Here is a 15,281-nt window from a genome sequence, read left to right as displayed (position 1 = left end):
CCGTGATCGGCGCCGGGCGACGGTCAAGCCGAGTTGACGTATAGTCATGTGCCCGTCTGCCCGGGCTCCGGTGAGAAGGCCACGGGCAGGGTCCGCAGGCCCCGCATGATGAGCCCGCCGCGCCACCGGAGATCGTCCGGATCAGCGGAAAGCCGCAGGTCGGGGAGGCGCCGCAGCAGCGTCGCGAGCGCCGTCCGGCCCTCCAGCCGCGCCAGTGGCGCGCCGAGGCAGTAGTGGATGCCGTGGCCGTACCCGAGGTGCTGATTGTCACTGCGGGCGAGGTCGAGGGTGTCGGGCTCGGCGAACCGTTCCGGGTCCCGGTCGGCCGCGGCGAGGACGACGAGCACGGGGTCGCCCTCCGCGACGCGCTGCCCGCCGATCGTGAGGTCCCGGGTGGCGAACCGCCAGGTGGCCAGCTCCACCGGTCCGTCGTAGCGGAGCAGCTCCTCCACCCCGGTCTCCAGCAGGCTCTCGTCCCCGGCGGCCAGCGCGCGCTGCAGGCGCTCGCGCTCCCCGGGGTTGCGCAGCAGCGCGTACACGCCGTTGCCGATGAGGTTGACGGTGGTCTCGAAGCCGGCGAAGAGCAGGATGAAGGCCATGGCGGCGGCCTCGTTCTCGGTGAGGTGCTCACCGTGGTCGCTCGCCCGGATCAGCCCGGAGATCAGGTCGTCGCCCAGGTCCTCGCGCTTGCGATGGATCAGCTCGGCGAGGTACGTCCGCATCCGCTTCACGGAACGGGCCACTCCGCCCCGCGGTCCGCCGCCGTGCCGGATCATCATCCCGGCCCAGTCCCGGAAGTCGTCCTGGTCCTCCGGCGGGACGCCGAGCATGTCGCAGATGGCGTAGATGGGAAGCGGGAACGCGAACTCGTGGATGAGGTCCGCCTCCCCGCGCTCCGCGAACCCGTCGATGAGCCGGTCCGTGAGCTCCTGCACCCGGGGCGCGAACTCCGCGACACGCCGGGGCGTGAACGCCTTGGACACCAGGCGGCGGAGCCGGGTGTGGTCCGGGGGGTCGATGTTGAGCAGGTGCGTCATGAGGTTGGCGCTCCGCTCGCCCGGAATGCCCACCTTGCCCTTGCCGTGCGCGGACTCGGAGTGGTGCACGGGATTCTTCGACAGCCGCTGGTCCGCCAGCGCCTGCCGCGCGTCGGCGTACCGGGTGACCAGCCACGCCTCCACCCCGCTCGGCAGGGCGGTGCGGTGCACGGGGGCGTGCTCGCGGAGCCAGGCGTACGCCGGGTACGGATCGCTCGCGAACTCCCAGGTGAAGAGGGGAGGCGTCGGGCCCTCGGCGGCGAGGGGCGGGGCGGGCGCGGCATGATCGTCGGTTTTGTCGTGCACGGTCCGACGCTACTAGGGGGCGCGGGGCGGGGCGCCGCGGGAGCCGCGGGCGCCCGCCCGGCCGTCCGGTGGCGGCCGCTGTGTGGTGACTGTCTTGCCGGTGGCCACCTGGCAGTGACCGCCCCAGTGGTGACCACCCCAGTGGTGGCCGCCCCGGTGGTGACCGCCTCAGTGGTGGCCGCCCCCGCCGCTGCCGAAGGCCCCGCTGCTCCCGGGGTTCCACTTCTTCCGCTCCTCGGTGAGCTCCTCCTCGTGGCTTCCCGGGTTCCTGATCTCGTGCGGGAGGACGCGCTCCCCCGGCCCCTCGGCGCGCAGCGGGTCCGCCTCCCGGTGCTCGGTCACGTAGCCGACGGCGTCGTCGTTGTCTTCGTGCCCGGGTCCGTGGTCCGGCGACGTCGGCCCCCGGTCGTGCTCCTGGCGCGTCTGCCACGCGCCCTGCCGCCGCTGCGGCTGGCTCGGGGGCGGCGGTTCCTTGTCGCGCCAGCGCTTTCCGTACACGAAGGCGAGGAGGATCAGGGCGCCGACGCAGAGCCCGACGGCGAAGGGGGCGGCGCCGCCGACCCAGGCGGGCAGGGCGAGAACCATCTCATCGGTACGCATGGGATCCGGTTACCCGGAGCGCGCCCGGTCAAGACCGCCACTGAGCCGAACGGGTGTGCACCCGCCGCCCGCGCGCGCGGATTACGCGTCCCCCTCCTCCGTACCGTCCCCTCCTGCCGACCCCGCCGCCTCGGCCTGCCGGATCGCGTCGCGGTAGGTACGGGCGGCGGCGCGCAGCGCGGTCTCCGGTTCGACGCCCTCCGCCTCGGCCCGCACCGCCATGGCCAGCAGCGCGTACCCGACCCCCTCGCCGGCCGGGAGGGGCACGTCCAGGCCCTGGGCCCGGACGCGGGAGGCCAGCTTGGCGGCGAGCGCGAGGGCCGGCTGCCCCAGCGGGATCCCCTCGGTCACGGACGCGCGACGCTTCTCGGCCGCCTTGGTCCGCGTCCAGTGCGCCCTGACGTCCTCCGGCGTCTCCGCCGCCGCGTCCCCGAAGACATGGGGGTGCCGGTGGACGAGCTTGTCGACGATCGTCCCCGCCACGTCGTCGATCGCGAACGGCTCGTCGGGGTCGTCCTGGGCGATGCGCGCGTGGAAGACCACCTGGAGCAGCACGTCCCCGAGTTCCTCGCGGAGCGCCTCCCGGTCGCCCGTCTCGATGGCCTCGACGAGCTCGTACACCTCCTCCAGGCCGTACTTGCCCAGGTCCTCGTGGGTGCGGATGCCACTCCACGGGCAGGCGACCCGGATCCGGTCCATGACCTGCACCAGGTCGAGGAGGCGGGCGCCGGGCAGGTCGTACGAACCGGGCAGCAGCTCCAGCGCGGGCATCCGCTGCCGGCCCGAGCCCGCGAGCCGGGCCAGGCCGTCGGTCAGGGCCGACTCCCCCGCCGCCGAGGTGACCACGACGACGGTCCGGCCGCCGGCCAGGCAGTCGTCGACGAGCGCCCGGGCGTCGAAGGGCTCCGCCGGGGTCTCGGCGGCGATCCCGGCCTCCCCGAGGTAGGGCAGCAGCGGGTGGGCCGGGTCGGCGCACAGCACCCGGTCGGCGGCGTGCAGCGTCTGCCACGCCGGCCAGGACAGCAGTCCGGGCGCGACGCGGTGGCTGGTGGTGAGCAGGACGATCCGGCCGACCGCCGGGGACGCAGAGTCGTTCACCCTGTCGAGCGTAGGGGACGGCGGGCGGGCCGGGCCCCGAGGGGCCCGCCGCCTACACCGGGCTCTCGGCGTCGGGCGGGGCGACGGGCCGCAGCCAGGGCTCCTGCAGCGGCCGGGCGGTGCCGCGCTTGGCGTCCCAGGCGCCGTAGCGCGGGTTGATGTCGACTCGCAGCGCCCGGGAGGTCTTCATCAGCACCTCGTTGGTGCGCGCGGCACCGAGCTTGCCGTCCAGCTTGGTACGGACGAGGTCCATGGCGAGGGCCTGGTCGATCTGCGAGGGGGCGATGCCCAGGGCCAGGAAGCGGCCGCGGACCGCCTCGGTGCCGCCGTTGGCCCGCTCGACCTGGGAGCGCTCCTCCTGGAGCTCGCGGCGGGTGACGTCCACGCCGTTGTCGTGCCCGGCCTTCTCGATGATCCGGTACTGGACGAGCCGGATGAGGGTGTCCTGGCTGAGCCGCGCGCTGTTGGCCGTCAGCTGCTCGCCCTGCGGGGACGACTCCTGGGCGTCGCGCACATCCTTCACCTGGCTCTGGAGCTGCGCCACGGTGATCCGGTCGTCGCCCACGACGGCCGCGGCGCCGGGATGCGGGGTGGACCCGCAGGCGGTGAGCAGGGGTGTCGCTGCCAACAGCCCGGCGGCGGCGGAGAGCGCGGTCCTTCGGCGGATCATGAAGCCTCCCGGCAGTGCTCGTGCGGCGGTACGGCGATCGACCTGGCGTTGATCGATGGTAGGGAGTCCGTGTGGCGGAGGCCACTGATTCGACCAACGATTCCCCGGCGTCCGGGATGCGCGGGGAATCTGAGGCGGGTGGGGCTGATGGGTTCTCAGCGGCCGATGTCGCGACGGCTCACGCCCTGACCTCGCCCAGCCAGCGGAGGGTGTGCCGGATCTCCGCGGGGAGGGGGTGGTGCGGCCCGTGCACCCGCTCGGCGTCGAAGAGCAGGCTCATCAGCGTCTCGTGTGCGGCGTGGCGGTCGCCGAGCGACAGCAGGAGATGGCCCGTGCGCCGGCGTATCTCGAACGCGGTGGCCAGGTCGTCGGGCTCGTGCTGGAAGTGCGGCAGCAGCGCGCGGTACTCGTCGAGCGCCCCGGCCGCCTCGCCGAGCTGCTCCAGGCACTGGGCCGCGTCGTACCGGAAGCGGAGCACCTGGCGGGCCGCCCGGGGGCCGGTCTCGACGGCGTAGTCGTCCATCAGCCGGTGCAGTTCGGGGAGCGCGCGGCGGTACTGGCCGTCGTCCATGAGCGTCGCCGCGTACTGCTTGCGCAGGCTCCGGACGACTCCGGAGCGCTCGCCGTGCTCGTCCGCGGCGGCCGGGAGTATCGCGCCGAGGATGTCGACGGCCTGGGTGATGCCGCCCTGGTCCAGCAGCCGCTTGACCTCCTCGACGGCCCCGGCGACGTCGGCACCGCCGGTGGGCGCGGGGGTGCCGGGGTGAGCGGGGGTGCCGGTGTGAGCGGGGGCTCCGGTGTGAGCGGAGGCGGCCGGCGGCCCCGCGGGCGCTCCGCCGGAAGCGTGTGCTCTGCCAGAAGCATGCGCTCCGCCGAAGCCGGGGGTACCGGCGAGGGCCGCCACCCCGGCGGGGGCGGGGACGGTCGTGGAACGGTCGGGCCAGGGGGCGTGCGGCAGCAGGAAGGGGCGCGTGGGGTTCATGGGCCCCATGGCCGGATGGCCGGCGGATCCGGTGTGGGATCCGTCCCCGGTCCGGCCGGGCGCGGGGAGCAGCGGGGCGAGGGCGCGGTAGACCTCCTGGGCGTCGCCGGGGCGGTCCTGCGGATCCTTGGCGAGCAGCCGCAGGACCAGCTCCTCCAGCGCCGGGGGCGTCTCGGGGCGGATGCGGCGGACGGGGACGGGCGGTTCGTAGAGGTGCCGGTGCAGCACCCCGAGCGCCGTCGACCCGGCGAACGGGACTTCGCCGCTGAGCAGTTCGTGCAGCAGCACGCCGAGTGCGTAGAGGTCGGTGTACGGGCCGACGGCGCCGCCCATCGCCTGCTCGGGCGCCATGTACGCGGGGCTGCCGATGGGCGAACCGGTACGGGTGAGGCGCGTGGTGTCGGCGTCCATGACGGAGGCGACGCCGAGGTCCAGGATGAGCACGGAGCCGTCCGGGCGGACCATCACGTTCCGCGGCTTGAGGTCGCGGTGGATGATCGGGACGGCGTGCACCGCCGCGAGCACCGAGCAGAGCTGCGCGGCCACCGAGACGGCCCACGGCCAGGGGTAGGGCTCGTGCTCGGCGAGGTGGTCGGCGAGGTCGGCACCCTCGACGTACTGCATGACGAGGTAGAGGTCCTCGCCGTCGCTGCCCGCGTCGTGCACGGTGACCAGGCCGTGGTGGTCCACCTGGGCGGTGACCCGGCACTCGCGGACGAAGCGGCGGCGGAGCTCGTCCCCGCCGTCGGTGCCGGCCATCCGGTCGGGACGCAGCAGCTTGACGGCCACGCGGCGGTCCAGCCGCCGGTCGTAGCCGGTCCACACCTGGCCCATGCCGCCCTGTCCGATGACCGTGGCCAGCTCGTACCGGTCGGCGATGACGCGCCCGTTCACTGCTCCCGCTCCCCTTGGTGACCCGGACCCCTACGGAGGAGGTCGCTCAGTTCGTCCAACTCCGCCCGGACCTGGTCGATCCGCTGCGGCCGACGCACCCCGTCCGCCGGAGCCGGCGGCCCCTGGTGCGGCGTGTGATGCGGGCGCGGTGCATGCGACGCGTGCGCTGCGTGCGGCCCCTGCGGCTGTGGTCCCTGCGGCTGCCCGGGCGGCTGGTACGAGGGGTGCGGGGCAGGGGGCTGCGGCTGGGGCTGGGCCTGCGGCTGGGGCAGAGGGTGGGGGTAGCCGTAGGCCGGCGCCTGCCCGGTGAGCGGCGGCTGCGCCTGATCAGCAGGCAGATGCGGTGCCGGCTCGTAGGGGTGTGACTCCTGGGCGGGGGCGGGCCGCGCGTGCCGCGGCCGGTACGGACGCTCCGCACCCGCGGCGGGAGCCGGCGTACCGGGGTTCACCGGGGCCCCGGGGCTCGTCGGACCGGCGGGCCCGGGAACGGTCCCCATGAAGCGGCCGGGCGGCACGGCCCCGCCCGACGGAACGGCCGGAGGCGTCACCGCCGCATGCCCGGACATGGGATGACTCCCCGTCAAGTGCCCGTAAGTGGGCTGCCCGACGGCGGGCGCGATCCGGCCGTACCCGTCGTAATACGGCGGCGGCGGGTGGCCGCCCAGGGGCTGACCGCCGGGGTGGACCGGGGCGTACGGACCGGGGGCGGCGGCCGATGGGAAGGCGCCCGCAACGGCACCGGCCCGCGACTCGTCCCAACGGGCCGCGGCAGCCCGGTAGTGACGGATGTCGGCCCAGAGGTAGTAGGAGGTCGTGATCAGCCCGGTACCGATGGCCGCGGCCATGCCCACCGAGTTCCAGACCGTCTTGGCGAACCGGTCCCCCAGCAGGATCACCCAGAACACGGAGATCACCACCACCAGCCAGAACAGCGCCCAGTCCCGCACCCGCCGGCGGACGATGGCCACTCGCAGCATCGGCACCCAGCTCAGCAGGAACAACGTGCAGACGGTGATGGCGACGACGACCACGCGGATGGTGACGACCATCGCTCCACCGGGACGGCGGCGCTGCGGCTGTGCGGGGCCGTGGCCATTCATTACTGCTCCTGGGAGTACGGGATATGACAGAGCCTATCCATCGACCCATGAGTGATCGCGAGGGTTGCCCGGATCCGGCGATGGAGAGGCCGCCCGCGACCGGCCCGGCCGCGTCTTCCTCCTCGCCCTTCCCCTCCGCCCTGTCACCCCGCGCCGAGCGCTCCGACCTCGCGGCACCGGCCCGTTCGGCCTCGCCGCACCGGCCCGTTCGGCCTCGCCGCACCGGCCCGTCCGACCGAACCACACCGGCTCGTCCGTCCCGCACCGGCCTGCCGGGCCGCACTCTTCCGCTCAGTCCGGCCGTACCGTCCCGTCCGTCAGCCCGTCGTACAGCCCCTGGACCAGCTGTTCCCCCAGCCGTTCGGTCATCCGCAGCGCTTCCTCGAAGGCGGCCAGGGCGCGGAACCGGGCGCCGTAGCGGCGCTGTTCCGCGAGGGGCAGCCGGGGCACCTGGAGTCTGCGCACGTCGAGCCGGGTCGCCGTGGACGCGTAACTGCTCGCCTGGCGCTGGTTGGCGGTGCCGCGCAGGAAGCCGGCGAGGAACCAGGGGTCCAGCGCGGCCGGGTCGGGCCGGAGCAGGAAGAGCCCACGGCCCAGCGCCGCTCCGGCGGTGGCCTCGTCGACGACGCGGGCCACGGTGACGTCACCGAGCACCGGCACCACGACGTCGTCCACCTCGACCGTCACCGGCTCCTCGGCCGGTCCCTCGGGGAGTGCGCCGGAGGGGGCGCCACCGGCCTTGACGTCGTAGTCCGTGAGCACGGGCGGGGCGTCGGTCCCGTCGGCGGCGCCCGGGCCGCCGGCCCGGAGGACGAGGGCGCCGGCTCGCGCGAGCTCCCCCACGGTGGTGGTCGGCCAGCGGGCGCCCGCGGCCTCTTCCGGTACGCCGGGGGCGAGTTCGGCGGCCCGCCCGAGGGCGACGGTGAGCCGGTCCTGGACGCCGATGAGGTCGGCGACCCCGCCGGCCGAGGCGGGGGGCGGGAGGTGGCGGGCCGGGGCCAGGTCCACGTCGTCGTCCAGCAGGTCGATCACCGGCAGCGAGCGGTGCTGCCCCGGTTTCTCCTCGACCGTGCCGCACCGGTCGAATTCCTCCCAGGCGTCCAGCACGGCCGTACTGACTGCCGGCCAGGGGAGCTTGTCGCGGCCGGCCGGGGCGAGGTCGGCGGTGTCGACGAGCAGCACCTGCGGGGTCGGCGACTGCTGGGCGCCCGGGCGGCGCAGCACCCACAGGTGCAGCGGGATGCCGTACGGCGGGGCGGCGCCGGCCGGCAGCGAGATCACGGCCCGCAGCGCGCCGCGGCGGAGCAGGTCGGCGCGGATGCGGCGGCCGGACCGGCGGGAGGCGACGGCCGGGGGCATCAGCAGGACGGCGGTGCCGCCCTCGCGCAGCCGGGCGAGGGCGTGCTGGACCCAGGCGAGCTCGGACTCGGTTCGGGCGGGGAACCCGTACTCCCAGCGCGGGTCGTAGGCGAGCTCGTCGTGGCCCCAGTTGCGTTCGTTGAACGGCGGGTGGCAGAGCACGACGTCGACGGCCAGGTCCGTGAAGGCGTCGGCGCGCAGGCTGTCGCCCGGGCGCACCCGCACCTGGGCGTCGGAGTGCAGGGCGAGGCGCAGGGTGGTGAGCGCGGCCAGGTCGGGGTCGGCCTCCTGGCCGAGGACGGAGAGCCGCTCGGCCGGGCCGGCCGAGCCGGCGGCGCTGAGCAGCCCGCCGGTGCCGCACGCGGGGTCGAGGACCGTGCGGTCCCGCCGGTCGCCCTTGGGCCCGTGGCCGACGGCGGCCATGAGCTCGGCGACGCCCGGCGGGGTGAGGGAGTACTGCCGGGGGTTGGCGTCGAGGTGGCGGCCGAGGAGGAACTCGTAGGCGGGGCCTGCGCCGCGCACCGTGGCGAGGTCGGCGGTGCCGCGCAGCAGGCCGGCGGAGACGGCGAGCTCGGCCGGGGTGGGCACGGCGATGGCGTGGTGCTCGCCGAGCCGGGCGGCCAGCGCGGCCTCCAGGGAGGTGGGCAGGGCTTCCGCGAGCTCGGCGTCGGAGAGCTCCGCCAGCTCCAGCCAGTCCATGGGCCGGCTCTTGACCAGGAGCAGGACGGTGCCCGCGTAGCGGAGGGCGGTGACGGCACCGGCCGGGTGCCCGACGAGCTGCTGCCAGACCCGTTCCCGCAGCGGCACTTCCTCGATCTTGCCCTGGTGCCGCAGCCACCGCTCGATGTCCGTGAGGTAGAAGGTCGGGCTGGTCTCCGTACCCCCTATGGGCTGGGGAAAGTCGGCGTGGCGGCGGCGCCAGTTGCTGACCGCCGCGCGTCCCACTCCGGCCAGCCGGGCGATCCCGGCCGCGGTCACCTCCACCGCACTCTCCGACACCTGACTCCCCTCCTTCTCGTCCCTCGCGCCGCCCCTGCCGCACGTTCGATGTGGTGCCGAGCATACCCCCGGCTCGCGAACGGACCTCTTCACACGCGTGAAGTCACTCGATCCCGTGAACGTCGTTGACTCAGTTAACAGCATCTGCTGTGATTGCCACATCGGTTCACCGAACTCGCGCCGAAAGGTGTTCGCCATGTATCAGCACGCCCAGCAGAAGCAGCGCAACTGGTTCGCCCGGCACAAGGTGCTCACCGCGGCCGGCGCCCTCGTCGTGGTCGTGGGCGCGGGCGCCGCGCTCTCGGGCGGGGACGACGGGGACAGCGCGTCCGGCAAGGTCGTGACCGCCGACGGCCGGGGCACGGCGGGCAAGGACTCCGGGGCCAAGAAAGAGGGGAAGAAGGCCGACATCTCAGGCAGCGGCACGTTCCAGGTCGGCTCCGACGTCAAGCCCGGCACCTACAGGAGCGTCGGCAACAAGGAATCCGGCAACTGCTACTGGGAGCGGGCGAAGGGCTCCAAGGGAGACCCTGACTCAATCATCGCCAACGACAACGTCACCGGCTCCAGCTACGTGACGATCAAGGCGGACGACAAGATCTTCAAGTCCCAGGGCTGCAAGGGCTGGGAGCGCGTCCCCGCCAAGGCGGACGGCGCCCCGCGGACCACGTCGGTCTCCGGCGACGGCATGTACCGGATAGGGGCCGACATAGCCCCCGGCACCTACCGCTCCACCGGCAACAAGGCGGACGGCAACTGCTACTGGGAGCGCGCCAAGGACGCCCTGCACGGCATGGAGTCCATCGCCGCCAACGAGAACGTCACCGGCAACGGCATCGTGACGATCACCCCGCAGGACGCCTACTTCAAGACCAGCGGCTGCGCCGACTGGAAGAAGACCGGCTGATCCGGTCCCGGGTGACGACCGCGCCCGCCACGGCCTCCGGCGGTTCCGCGTATCTTTTCGACAGTCGTTCCCCGAACCGGACAGCCAGCAGGAGGAGAGGACCCCCCATGGACTCGGCCGCAGCCGCCGTCTCGGCGCCGGGCCCCGAAACGGCCCCGGCCCCGACCGAGGGCCGGACCCTGGCCGGCATCCTGCGGGCACCGCGGCTCGACCCCTACTGGATGGCCGGAGCGCTCTTCGTCCTCTACACCGCGCTCTCGGTGACACGGCACCGCCGGATGCTCACCCTCTCCTGGGACATCGGCATCTTCGAGCAGGCCATCCGCACCTACGCCCACTTCCAGGCACCCGTCGCCGACCTCAAGGGCCCCGGCGTCAACATCCTCGGCGACCACTTCAGCCCGATCACCGCCCTGGTCGCCCCCCTCTACCGGCTCTTCCCCACCCCCGTCACCCTGCTCGTCGTCCAGGCCGCGCTGTTCGCGCTGTCCGCCGTCCCCGTCGTCCGGCTCGCCGCCGGAAAACTGGGCCGGGCCCGCGGGCTGGCGATAGGCATCGCCTACGGCTTCTCCTGGGGCATACAGCGCGCGGTCGACTTCGACTTCCACGAGATCGCCTTCGCCATGCCGCTGCTCGCCTTCTCCCTGGAGGCAGTGGTCGGCCGGCGGTGGCGCGCGGCCCTGTGGTGGGCGCTGCCCCTGGCCCTGGTGAAGGAGGACCTGGGCGTCACGGTCGCCGCGATCGGCGCGGCGATCCTCCTGCTGGAGCGCCGAGACCGGCGCCACGGCCCGGACGGCGTCCCGCGCGACACCAGCGCGACGACGGTCGGCGGCATCCTCGTCGTCTACGGCCTCGCCGCGAGCGCCCTCGCCCTCGGCGTCGCGATCCCGGCCTTCAACAACAGCGGCTCCTACGACTACTGGAACAAGATCGACGGCGGCTCCACCGCCGCCATACCGCCGCTGACGGCGGTCCGCACCCTGCTGTGGATACTGCTGCCGACCACCGGCCTGCTGGCCCTCCGGTCACCGGTGGCGCTCGTCGCCCTGCCGACCATCGCCTGGCGGTTCGTCTCCCACGACGACCACTACTGGGGAACGGACTGGCACTACAACGCCGTCCTGATGCCCGTCGTCCTCATCGCGCTGACCGACGCCCTCGCCACCGCGCACCACAGCCCGCGGGCCTGGCTGCGCCGGTACGCCCGGCAGCTCCCCGCCGCCGTGGCCGGCGCCGCCCTGGCGTTCAGCGCGTCCCTCCCGCTCTACACCCTGACCGAGCCCGCCACCTACGAGATACCCGCGAGCGTCAAGGCCACCGAGCGGTTGCTGGCGCGCATACCCGACGGCGCCACCGTCGAGGCGTCGGACGTCGCCGCCATAAGCCGGCTGACCAGCCGCTGCCGCGTCTTCTGGTGGGGGGACACCCGGGGGATCACGCCCGCGTACACCGTCCAGCGCGTCGACGACGGCAGGCCCGTGAAGGACCTGCTCGCCGACGCGGCCCGGACGCATCCGGGTGCCCGGTACGAGCTGCTGGGCGTCGAGGGCACGACGGTGGTGCTCAAGCGCGTCGCCTGACGCCCCCAGCGCCGGGCTCCCACCGCCGGAGCCTCCACCGGCCGGTCCGGCACCGGCCGGGTCCGGTGCCTGCCGGGTCCGGTGCCTGCCGGGTCCGGCAGGTCAGCCGAGGATGGTCGTCAGGAACTCGCCGGTCCACGCCAGCAGTTCCCGGCCGACCAGCGGCTTGCCGCCGATGGGGCGGGTGGCCGGGCGGGGCACGAGGATCTGCCGGTTGGCGGGCTTCATGACCGTCCGCGGGTAGAGCCGCTTGAGCCGCAGTTCCTGCGACTCGCGCAACTCGACCGGGCCGAAGCGGACGTTGGAGCCCTGCAGGGTGATGTCCGTGACCCCGCAGGCCCGGGCGAGCATCCGCAGGCCCGCGACCAGCAGCAGGTTCTCCACCGGCTCCGGGAGCTTGCCGTAGCGGTCGGTCAGCTCCTCGCGGACGGCCTTGATGTCCTCCTCGCTGTTGGCGGAGGCGATGGCGCGGTACGCCTGGAGGCGCAGCCGCTCGCCCGGCGCGTAGTCGTGCGGGACGTGCGCGTCGACGGGAAGTTCGATCTTGACCTCGAGCGGCGGCGGCTCCTCCGCGCCCCCGGCCTCCAGGGAGGCGCGGTAGTCCGCCACCGCCTCGCCGACCATGCGGATGTAGAGGTCGAAGCCGACGCCGGCGATGTGCCCGGACTGCTCGCCGCCCAGCAGGTTGCCTGCGCCGCGGATCTCCAGGTCCTTCATCGCCACGTACATGCCGGCGCCCATCTCCGTGTGCTGGGCGATGGTGGCCAGCCGCTCGTGCGCGGTCTCCGTGAGCGGCTTCTCCGGCGGGTACAGGAAGTAGGCGTACCCGCGCTCACGGCTGCGGCCCACGCGGCCGCGCAGCTGGTGGAGCTGGGAGAGGCCGAAGTTGTCGCCGCGCTCGACGATGAGGGTGTTGGCGTTGGAGATGTCGATGCCCGACTCCACGATCGTCGTGGAGACCAGCACGTCGAACTTCTTCTCCCAGAAGTCGACCACGACCTGTTCCAGCGCGGACTCCGACATCTGCCCGTGCGCGGTGGCGATCCGCGCCTCGGGCACGATCTCGCGCAGCCGGGCGGCGGCCCGGTCGATGGACTCGACACGGTTGTGGATGTAGAAGACCTGCCCCTCGCGGAGCAGTTCGCGCCGGATGGCGGCGCCGATCTGCTTCGGGTCGTAGGGCCCGACGAAGGTGAGGACCGGGTGGCGCTCCTCCGGCGGAGTGGTGATCGTGGACATCTCGCGGATGCCGGTGACGGCCATCTCCAGCGTCCGGGGAATCGGCGTCGCGGACATGGTGAGCACGTCCACGTTGGCCCGCAGCTTCTTCAGCTGCTCCTTGTGCTCGACGCCGAAGCGCTGCTCCTCGTCGACGATGACCAGGCCCAGGTCCTTGAACTTCGTCTCCGAGGAGAACAGCCGGTGGGTGCCGATGACGATGTCGACCGACCCCTCCCGCAGTCCTTCCAGCACCGCCTTCGCCTCGGTGTCCGTCTGGAACCGGGACAGCGCCTTCACCACCACGGGGAACTGGGCGTACCGCTCCGAGAAGGTGCCGAAGTGCTGCTGCACCAGCAGCGTGGTCGGCACCAGCACCGCCACCTGCTTGCCGTCCTGCACCGCCTTGAACGCGGCCCGCACCGCGATCTCCGTCTTGCCGTAGCCGACGTCGCCGCAGACCAGGCGGTCCATGGGGACGGACTTCTCCATGTCCTCCTTGACCTCGGCGATGGTGGTGAGCTGGTCCGGGGTCTCGGCGTAGGGGAACGCGTCCTCCAGCTCCCGCTGCCAGGGGGTGTCCGGGCCGAAGGAGTGGCCGGGGGCGGCCATCCGCGCCGAGTAGAGCTTGATCAGGTCGGCGGCGATCTCCTTGACGGCCTTCTTGGCGCGCGCCTTGGTCTTGGTCCAGTCGGCACCGCCGAGCCGGTGCAGCGTCGGCGCCTCGCCGCCCACGTACTTGGTGACCTGCTCCAGCTGGTCGGTGGGGATGTAAAGACGGTCGCCGGGCTGGCCGCGCTTGGCGGGCGCGTACTCGACGAGCAGGTACTCGCGGGTGGCGCCCTGGACGGTCCGCTGCACCATCTCGATGTAGCGGCCGACGCCGTGCTGCTCGTGGACGATGTAGTCGCCCGCCTGGAGGGTCAGCGGGTCGATGGTCTTGCGGCGGCGGGCCGGCATCCGGCCCATGTCCTTGCTCGCGGACTTCTGGCCGGAGAGGTCGGTCTCGGTGAGGACGGCGATCCTCAGCTCCGGGTGGACGAAGCCGCTGTCGAGGCTCCCGCAGGAGACGTGCACCAGGGCCGGGGAGAAGTCGTCGAGTTCCGGGTCGAGCCGGGCCGGGATGCCCTCGCCGCCCAGCACCTCCACCGTCCGCGCGGCCGGGCCGTGCCCCTCGGTGAGGAACAGCGTCCGCCAGCCGTCGGCCAGCCAGCCCTTGGTGTCGGCCAGGGCGCGGGCCGTGTCGCCGCGGTAGGTCTCGGGGGCGTGCATGCCCAGGGCGAGGGTGTCGCCGTCCAGGTCCTCGTCGGCGGCGAAGGGGCTGACGGACCACCACATCATGCCCAGTTCGCGGGCCCGGTCGCGGACGTCGGCGATGCTCCACAGCGAGGCGGCGTCCACGTCGATGGGCGCCTCGCCGCCGCCCGCGGTGGCGGCCCAGGACGCCTGGAGGAACTCCTGCGAGGTGGCGACGAGGTCCGCGGCGCGGGTCCGCACCCGCTCCGGGTCGCAGACGACCGCCATGCTGCCGGCCGGGAGGACGTCGAGCAGCAGCTCCATGTCGTCCACCAGCACCGGGGCGAGGGACTCCATGCCCTCGACCGCGATGCCCTCGGCGATCTTCCCGAGCAGTTCGCCCAGCTCCGGGTGGTCCTCGGCGAGCGCGGCGGCCCGCTCCCGGACGGCGTCGGTGAGCAGCAGCTCGCGGCAGGGCGGCGCCCACAGGCCGTGCTCGGCGACCTCGAGGGACCGCTGGTCGGCCACCTTGAAGTAGCGGATCTCCTCCACGTCGTCGCCCCAGAACTCCACCCGCAGCGGGTGCTCCTCGGTGGGCGGGAAGACGTCGAGGATGCCACCGCGGACGGCGAACTCGCCGCGCTTCTCGACCAGCTCGACCCGGGCGTACGCGGCGGCGGCCAGCGCCTCGGTGACCTCGCCCAGGTCGGCGCTCTGCCCGCTGCGCAGACTGACGGGCTCCAGGTCGCCGAGCCCCTTCACCTGCGGCTGGAGCACGGACCTGACGGGCGCGACCACGACGCTGACCGGCCCGGCGGCCGGGTCGTCGGGGCTCGGGTGGGCGAGCCGGCGGAGCACGGCCAGCCGGCGGCCGACGGTGTCCGAGCGCGGCGAGAGGCGCTCGTGGGGCAGCGTCTCCCAGGACGGGTACTCGACGACGCCGTCCGGCGGCAGCAGCGAGCGCAGCGCGGCGGCCAGGTCCTCGGCCTCCCGGCCGGTCGCGGTCACGGCCAGGACGGGCCGGCCGGCGCGGGCCAGGGCGGCGATGGTGAAGGGCCGGGCGGCGGGCGGTCCGACGAGGTCGATGTGCGGCCGGTTGCCGTCGCCCGCGGCCTTCACCGCTTCGGCGAGCGCCGGATCGTTGACGACGGCGTCGAGCAGACCGTGCAGGCTCATGAGGGGCTTCCGTCCCGGGAGGGTGACAACACGAATCGCCCGACGCGTGAGGGACGTGCCGGGTGTGTCTCCAGCGTACGACGCGGTGGTGGGGTGGGTGGGGGCGTCGGGGCGCGGCC

Annotated in this window: 10 protein-coding genes; 2 read left to right on the top strand and 8 right to left on the bottom strand. The window is 73.7% G+C overall.

Going from position 1 to position 15,281, the window contains the following annotated elements:
• Positions 1-44: 44 nt before the first annotated feature.
• The 7 genes from JNW98_RS06580 to JNW98_RS06550 form a co-directional block, all read right to left on the bottom strand.
• Entirely contained in the window at positions 45-1,343 is a 1,299-nt protein-coding gene (locus tag JNW98_RS06580) for a cytochrome P450 family protein (protein WP_223767129.1), read from the bottom strand.
• 168 nt (positions 1,344-1,511) lie between these two features.
• On the bottom strand, positions 1,512-1,943 hold the full coding sequence (locus JNW98_RS06575; protein ID WP_223767128.1) for a DUF6479 family protein: 432 nt from the start codon (positions 1,941-1,943) through the stop codon (positions 1,512-1,514).
• A gap of 81 nt (positions 1,944-2,024) precedes the next feature.
• Positions 2,025-3,041: a nucleoside triphosphate pyrophosphohydrolase gene (locus JNW98_RS06570; protein WP_223767127.1), complete on the bottom strand. Its 1,017-nt coding sequence runs from the start codon at positions 3,039-3,041 to the stop codon at positions 2,025-2,027.
• 52 nt (positions 3,042-3,093) lie between these two features.
• The gene (locus JNW98_RS06565; protein WP_223767126.1) at positions 3,094-3,711 is read right to left on the bottom strand and encodes a SurA N-terminal domain-containing protein; all 618 of its coding nucleotides are present in this window, start codon (positions 3,709-3,711) and stop codon (positions 3,094-3,096) included.
• Between the two features lie 178 nt (positions 3,712-3,889).
• Positions 3,890-5,587, bottom strand: a complete 1,698-nt coding sequence (locus JNW98_RS06560; protein ID WP_223767125.1) for a serine/threonine-protein kinase — start codon at positions 5,585-5,587, stop codon at positions 3,890-3,892.
• Positions 5,584-6,687 carry a hypothetical protein gene (locus JNW98_RS06555; RefSeq protein WP_223767124.1) on the bottom strand — a complete coding sequence of 368 codons (1,104 nt, stop codon included), beginning with the start codon at positions 6,685-6,687 and terminating at the stop codon, positions 5,584-5,586. Before JNW98_RS06555 ends, JNW98_RS06560 begins: the two co-directional genes overlap by 4 nt.
• A gap of 291 nt (positions 6,688-6,978) precedes the next feature.
• Positions 6,979-9,045, bottom strand: a complete 2,067-nt coding sequence (locus JNW98_RS06550) for an N-6 DNA methylase (protein WP_223767123.1) — start codon at positions 9,043-9,045, stop codon at positions 6,979-6,981.
• A gap of 196 nt (positions 9,046-9,241) precedes the next feature.
• Here JNW98_RS06550 and JNW98_RS06545 point away from each other — a divergent pair, with 196 nt between their 5' ends.
• The gene (locus JNW98_RS06545) at positions 9,242-9,952 is read left to right on the top strand and encodes an Rv1352/Rv1906c domain-containing protein (RefSeq protein ID WP_223767122.1); all 711 of its coding nucleotides are present in this window, start codon (positions 9,242-9,244) and stop codon (positions 9,950-9,952) included.
• 107 nt (positions 9,953-10,059) lie between these two features.
• Positions 10,060-11,532, top strand: a complete 1,473-nt coding sequence (locus JNW98_RS06540) for a DUF2079 domain-containing protein (protein WP_223767121.1) — start codon at positions 10,060-10,062, stop codon at positions 11,530-11,532.
• A 102-nt stretch (positions 11,533-11,634) separates the two neighbouring features.
• On the opposite strand, the gene mfd is transcribed toward JNW98_RS06540, so the two are convergent.
• Positions 11,635-15,162 carry a transcription-repair coupling factor gene (mfd, locus tag JNW98_RS06535; protein WP_223767120.1) on the bottom strand — a complete coding sequence of 1,176 codons (3,528 nt, stop codon included), beginning with the start codon at positions 15,160-15,162 and terminating at the stop codon, positions 11,635-11,637.
• Positions 15,163-15,281: the final 119 nt, after the last annotated feature.

Source organism: Streptomyces huiliensis, from assembly GCF_020037025.1.
Taxonomy (GTDB): Bacteria; Actinomycetota; Actinomycetes; order Streptomycetales; family Streptomycetaceae; genus Streptomyces; species Streptomyces huiliensis.
This window is presented reverse-complemented; position numbering and strand designations above follow the sequence as displayed.

Coding starts and splice junctions, on each gene's coding strand:
- JNW98_RS06575 (WP_223767128.1), bottom strand. CDS start 1,943: ATGCGTACCGATGAGATGGTTCTCGCCCTGCCCGCCTGGGTCGGCGGC.
- JNW98_RS06565 (WP_223767126.1), bottom strand. CDS start 3,711: ATGATCCGCCGAAGGACCGCGCTCTCCGCCGCCGCCGGGCTGTTGGCA.
- JNW98_RS06555 (WP_223767124.1), bottom strand. CDS start 6,687: ATGAATGGCCACGGCCCCGCACAGCCGCAGCGCCGCCGTCCCGGTGGA.
- JNW98_RS06545 (WP_223767122.1), top strand. CDS start 9,242: ATGTATCAGCACGCCCAGCAGAAGCAGCGCAACTGGTTCGCCCGGCAC.
- JNW98_RS06540 (WP_223767121.1), top strand. CDS start 10,060: ATGGACTCGGCCGCAGCCGCCGTCTCGGCGCCGGGCCCCGAAACGGCC.
- mfd (WP_223767120.1), bottom strand. CDS start 15,162: ATGAGCCTGCACGGTCTGCTCGACGCCGTCGTCAACGATCCGGCGCTC.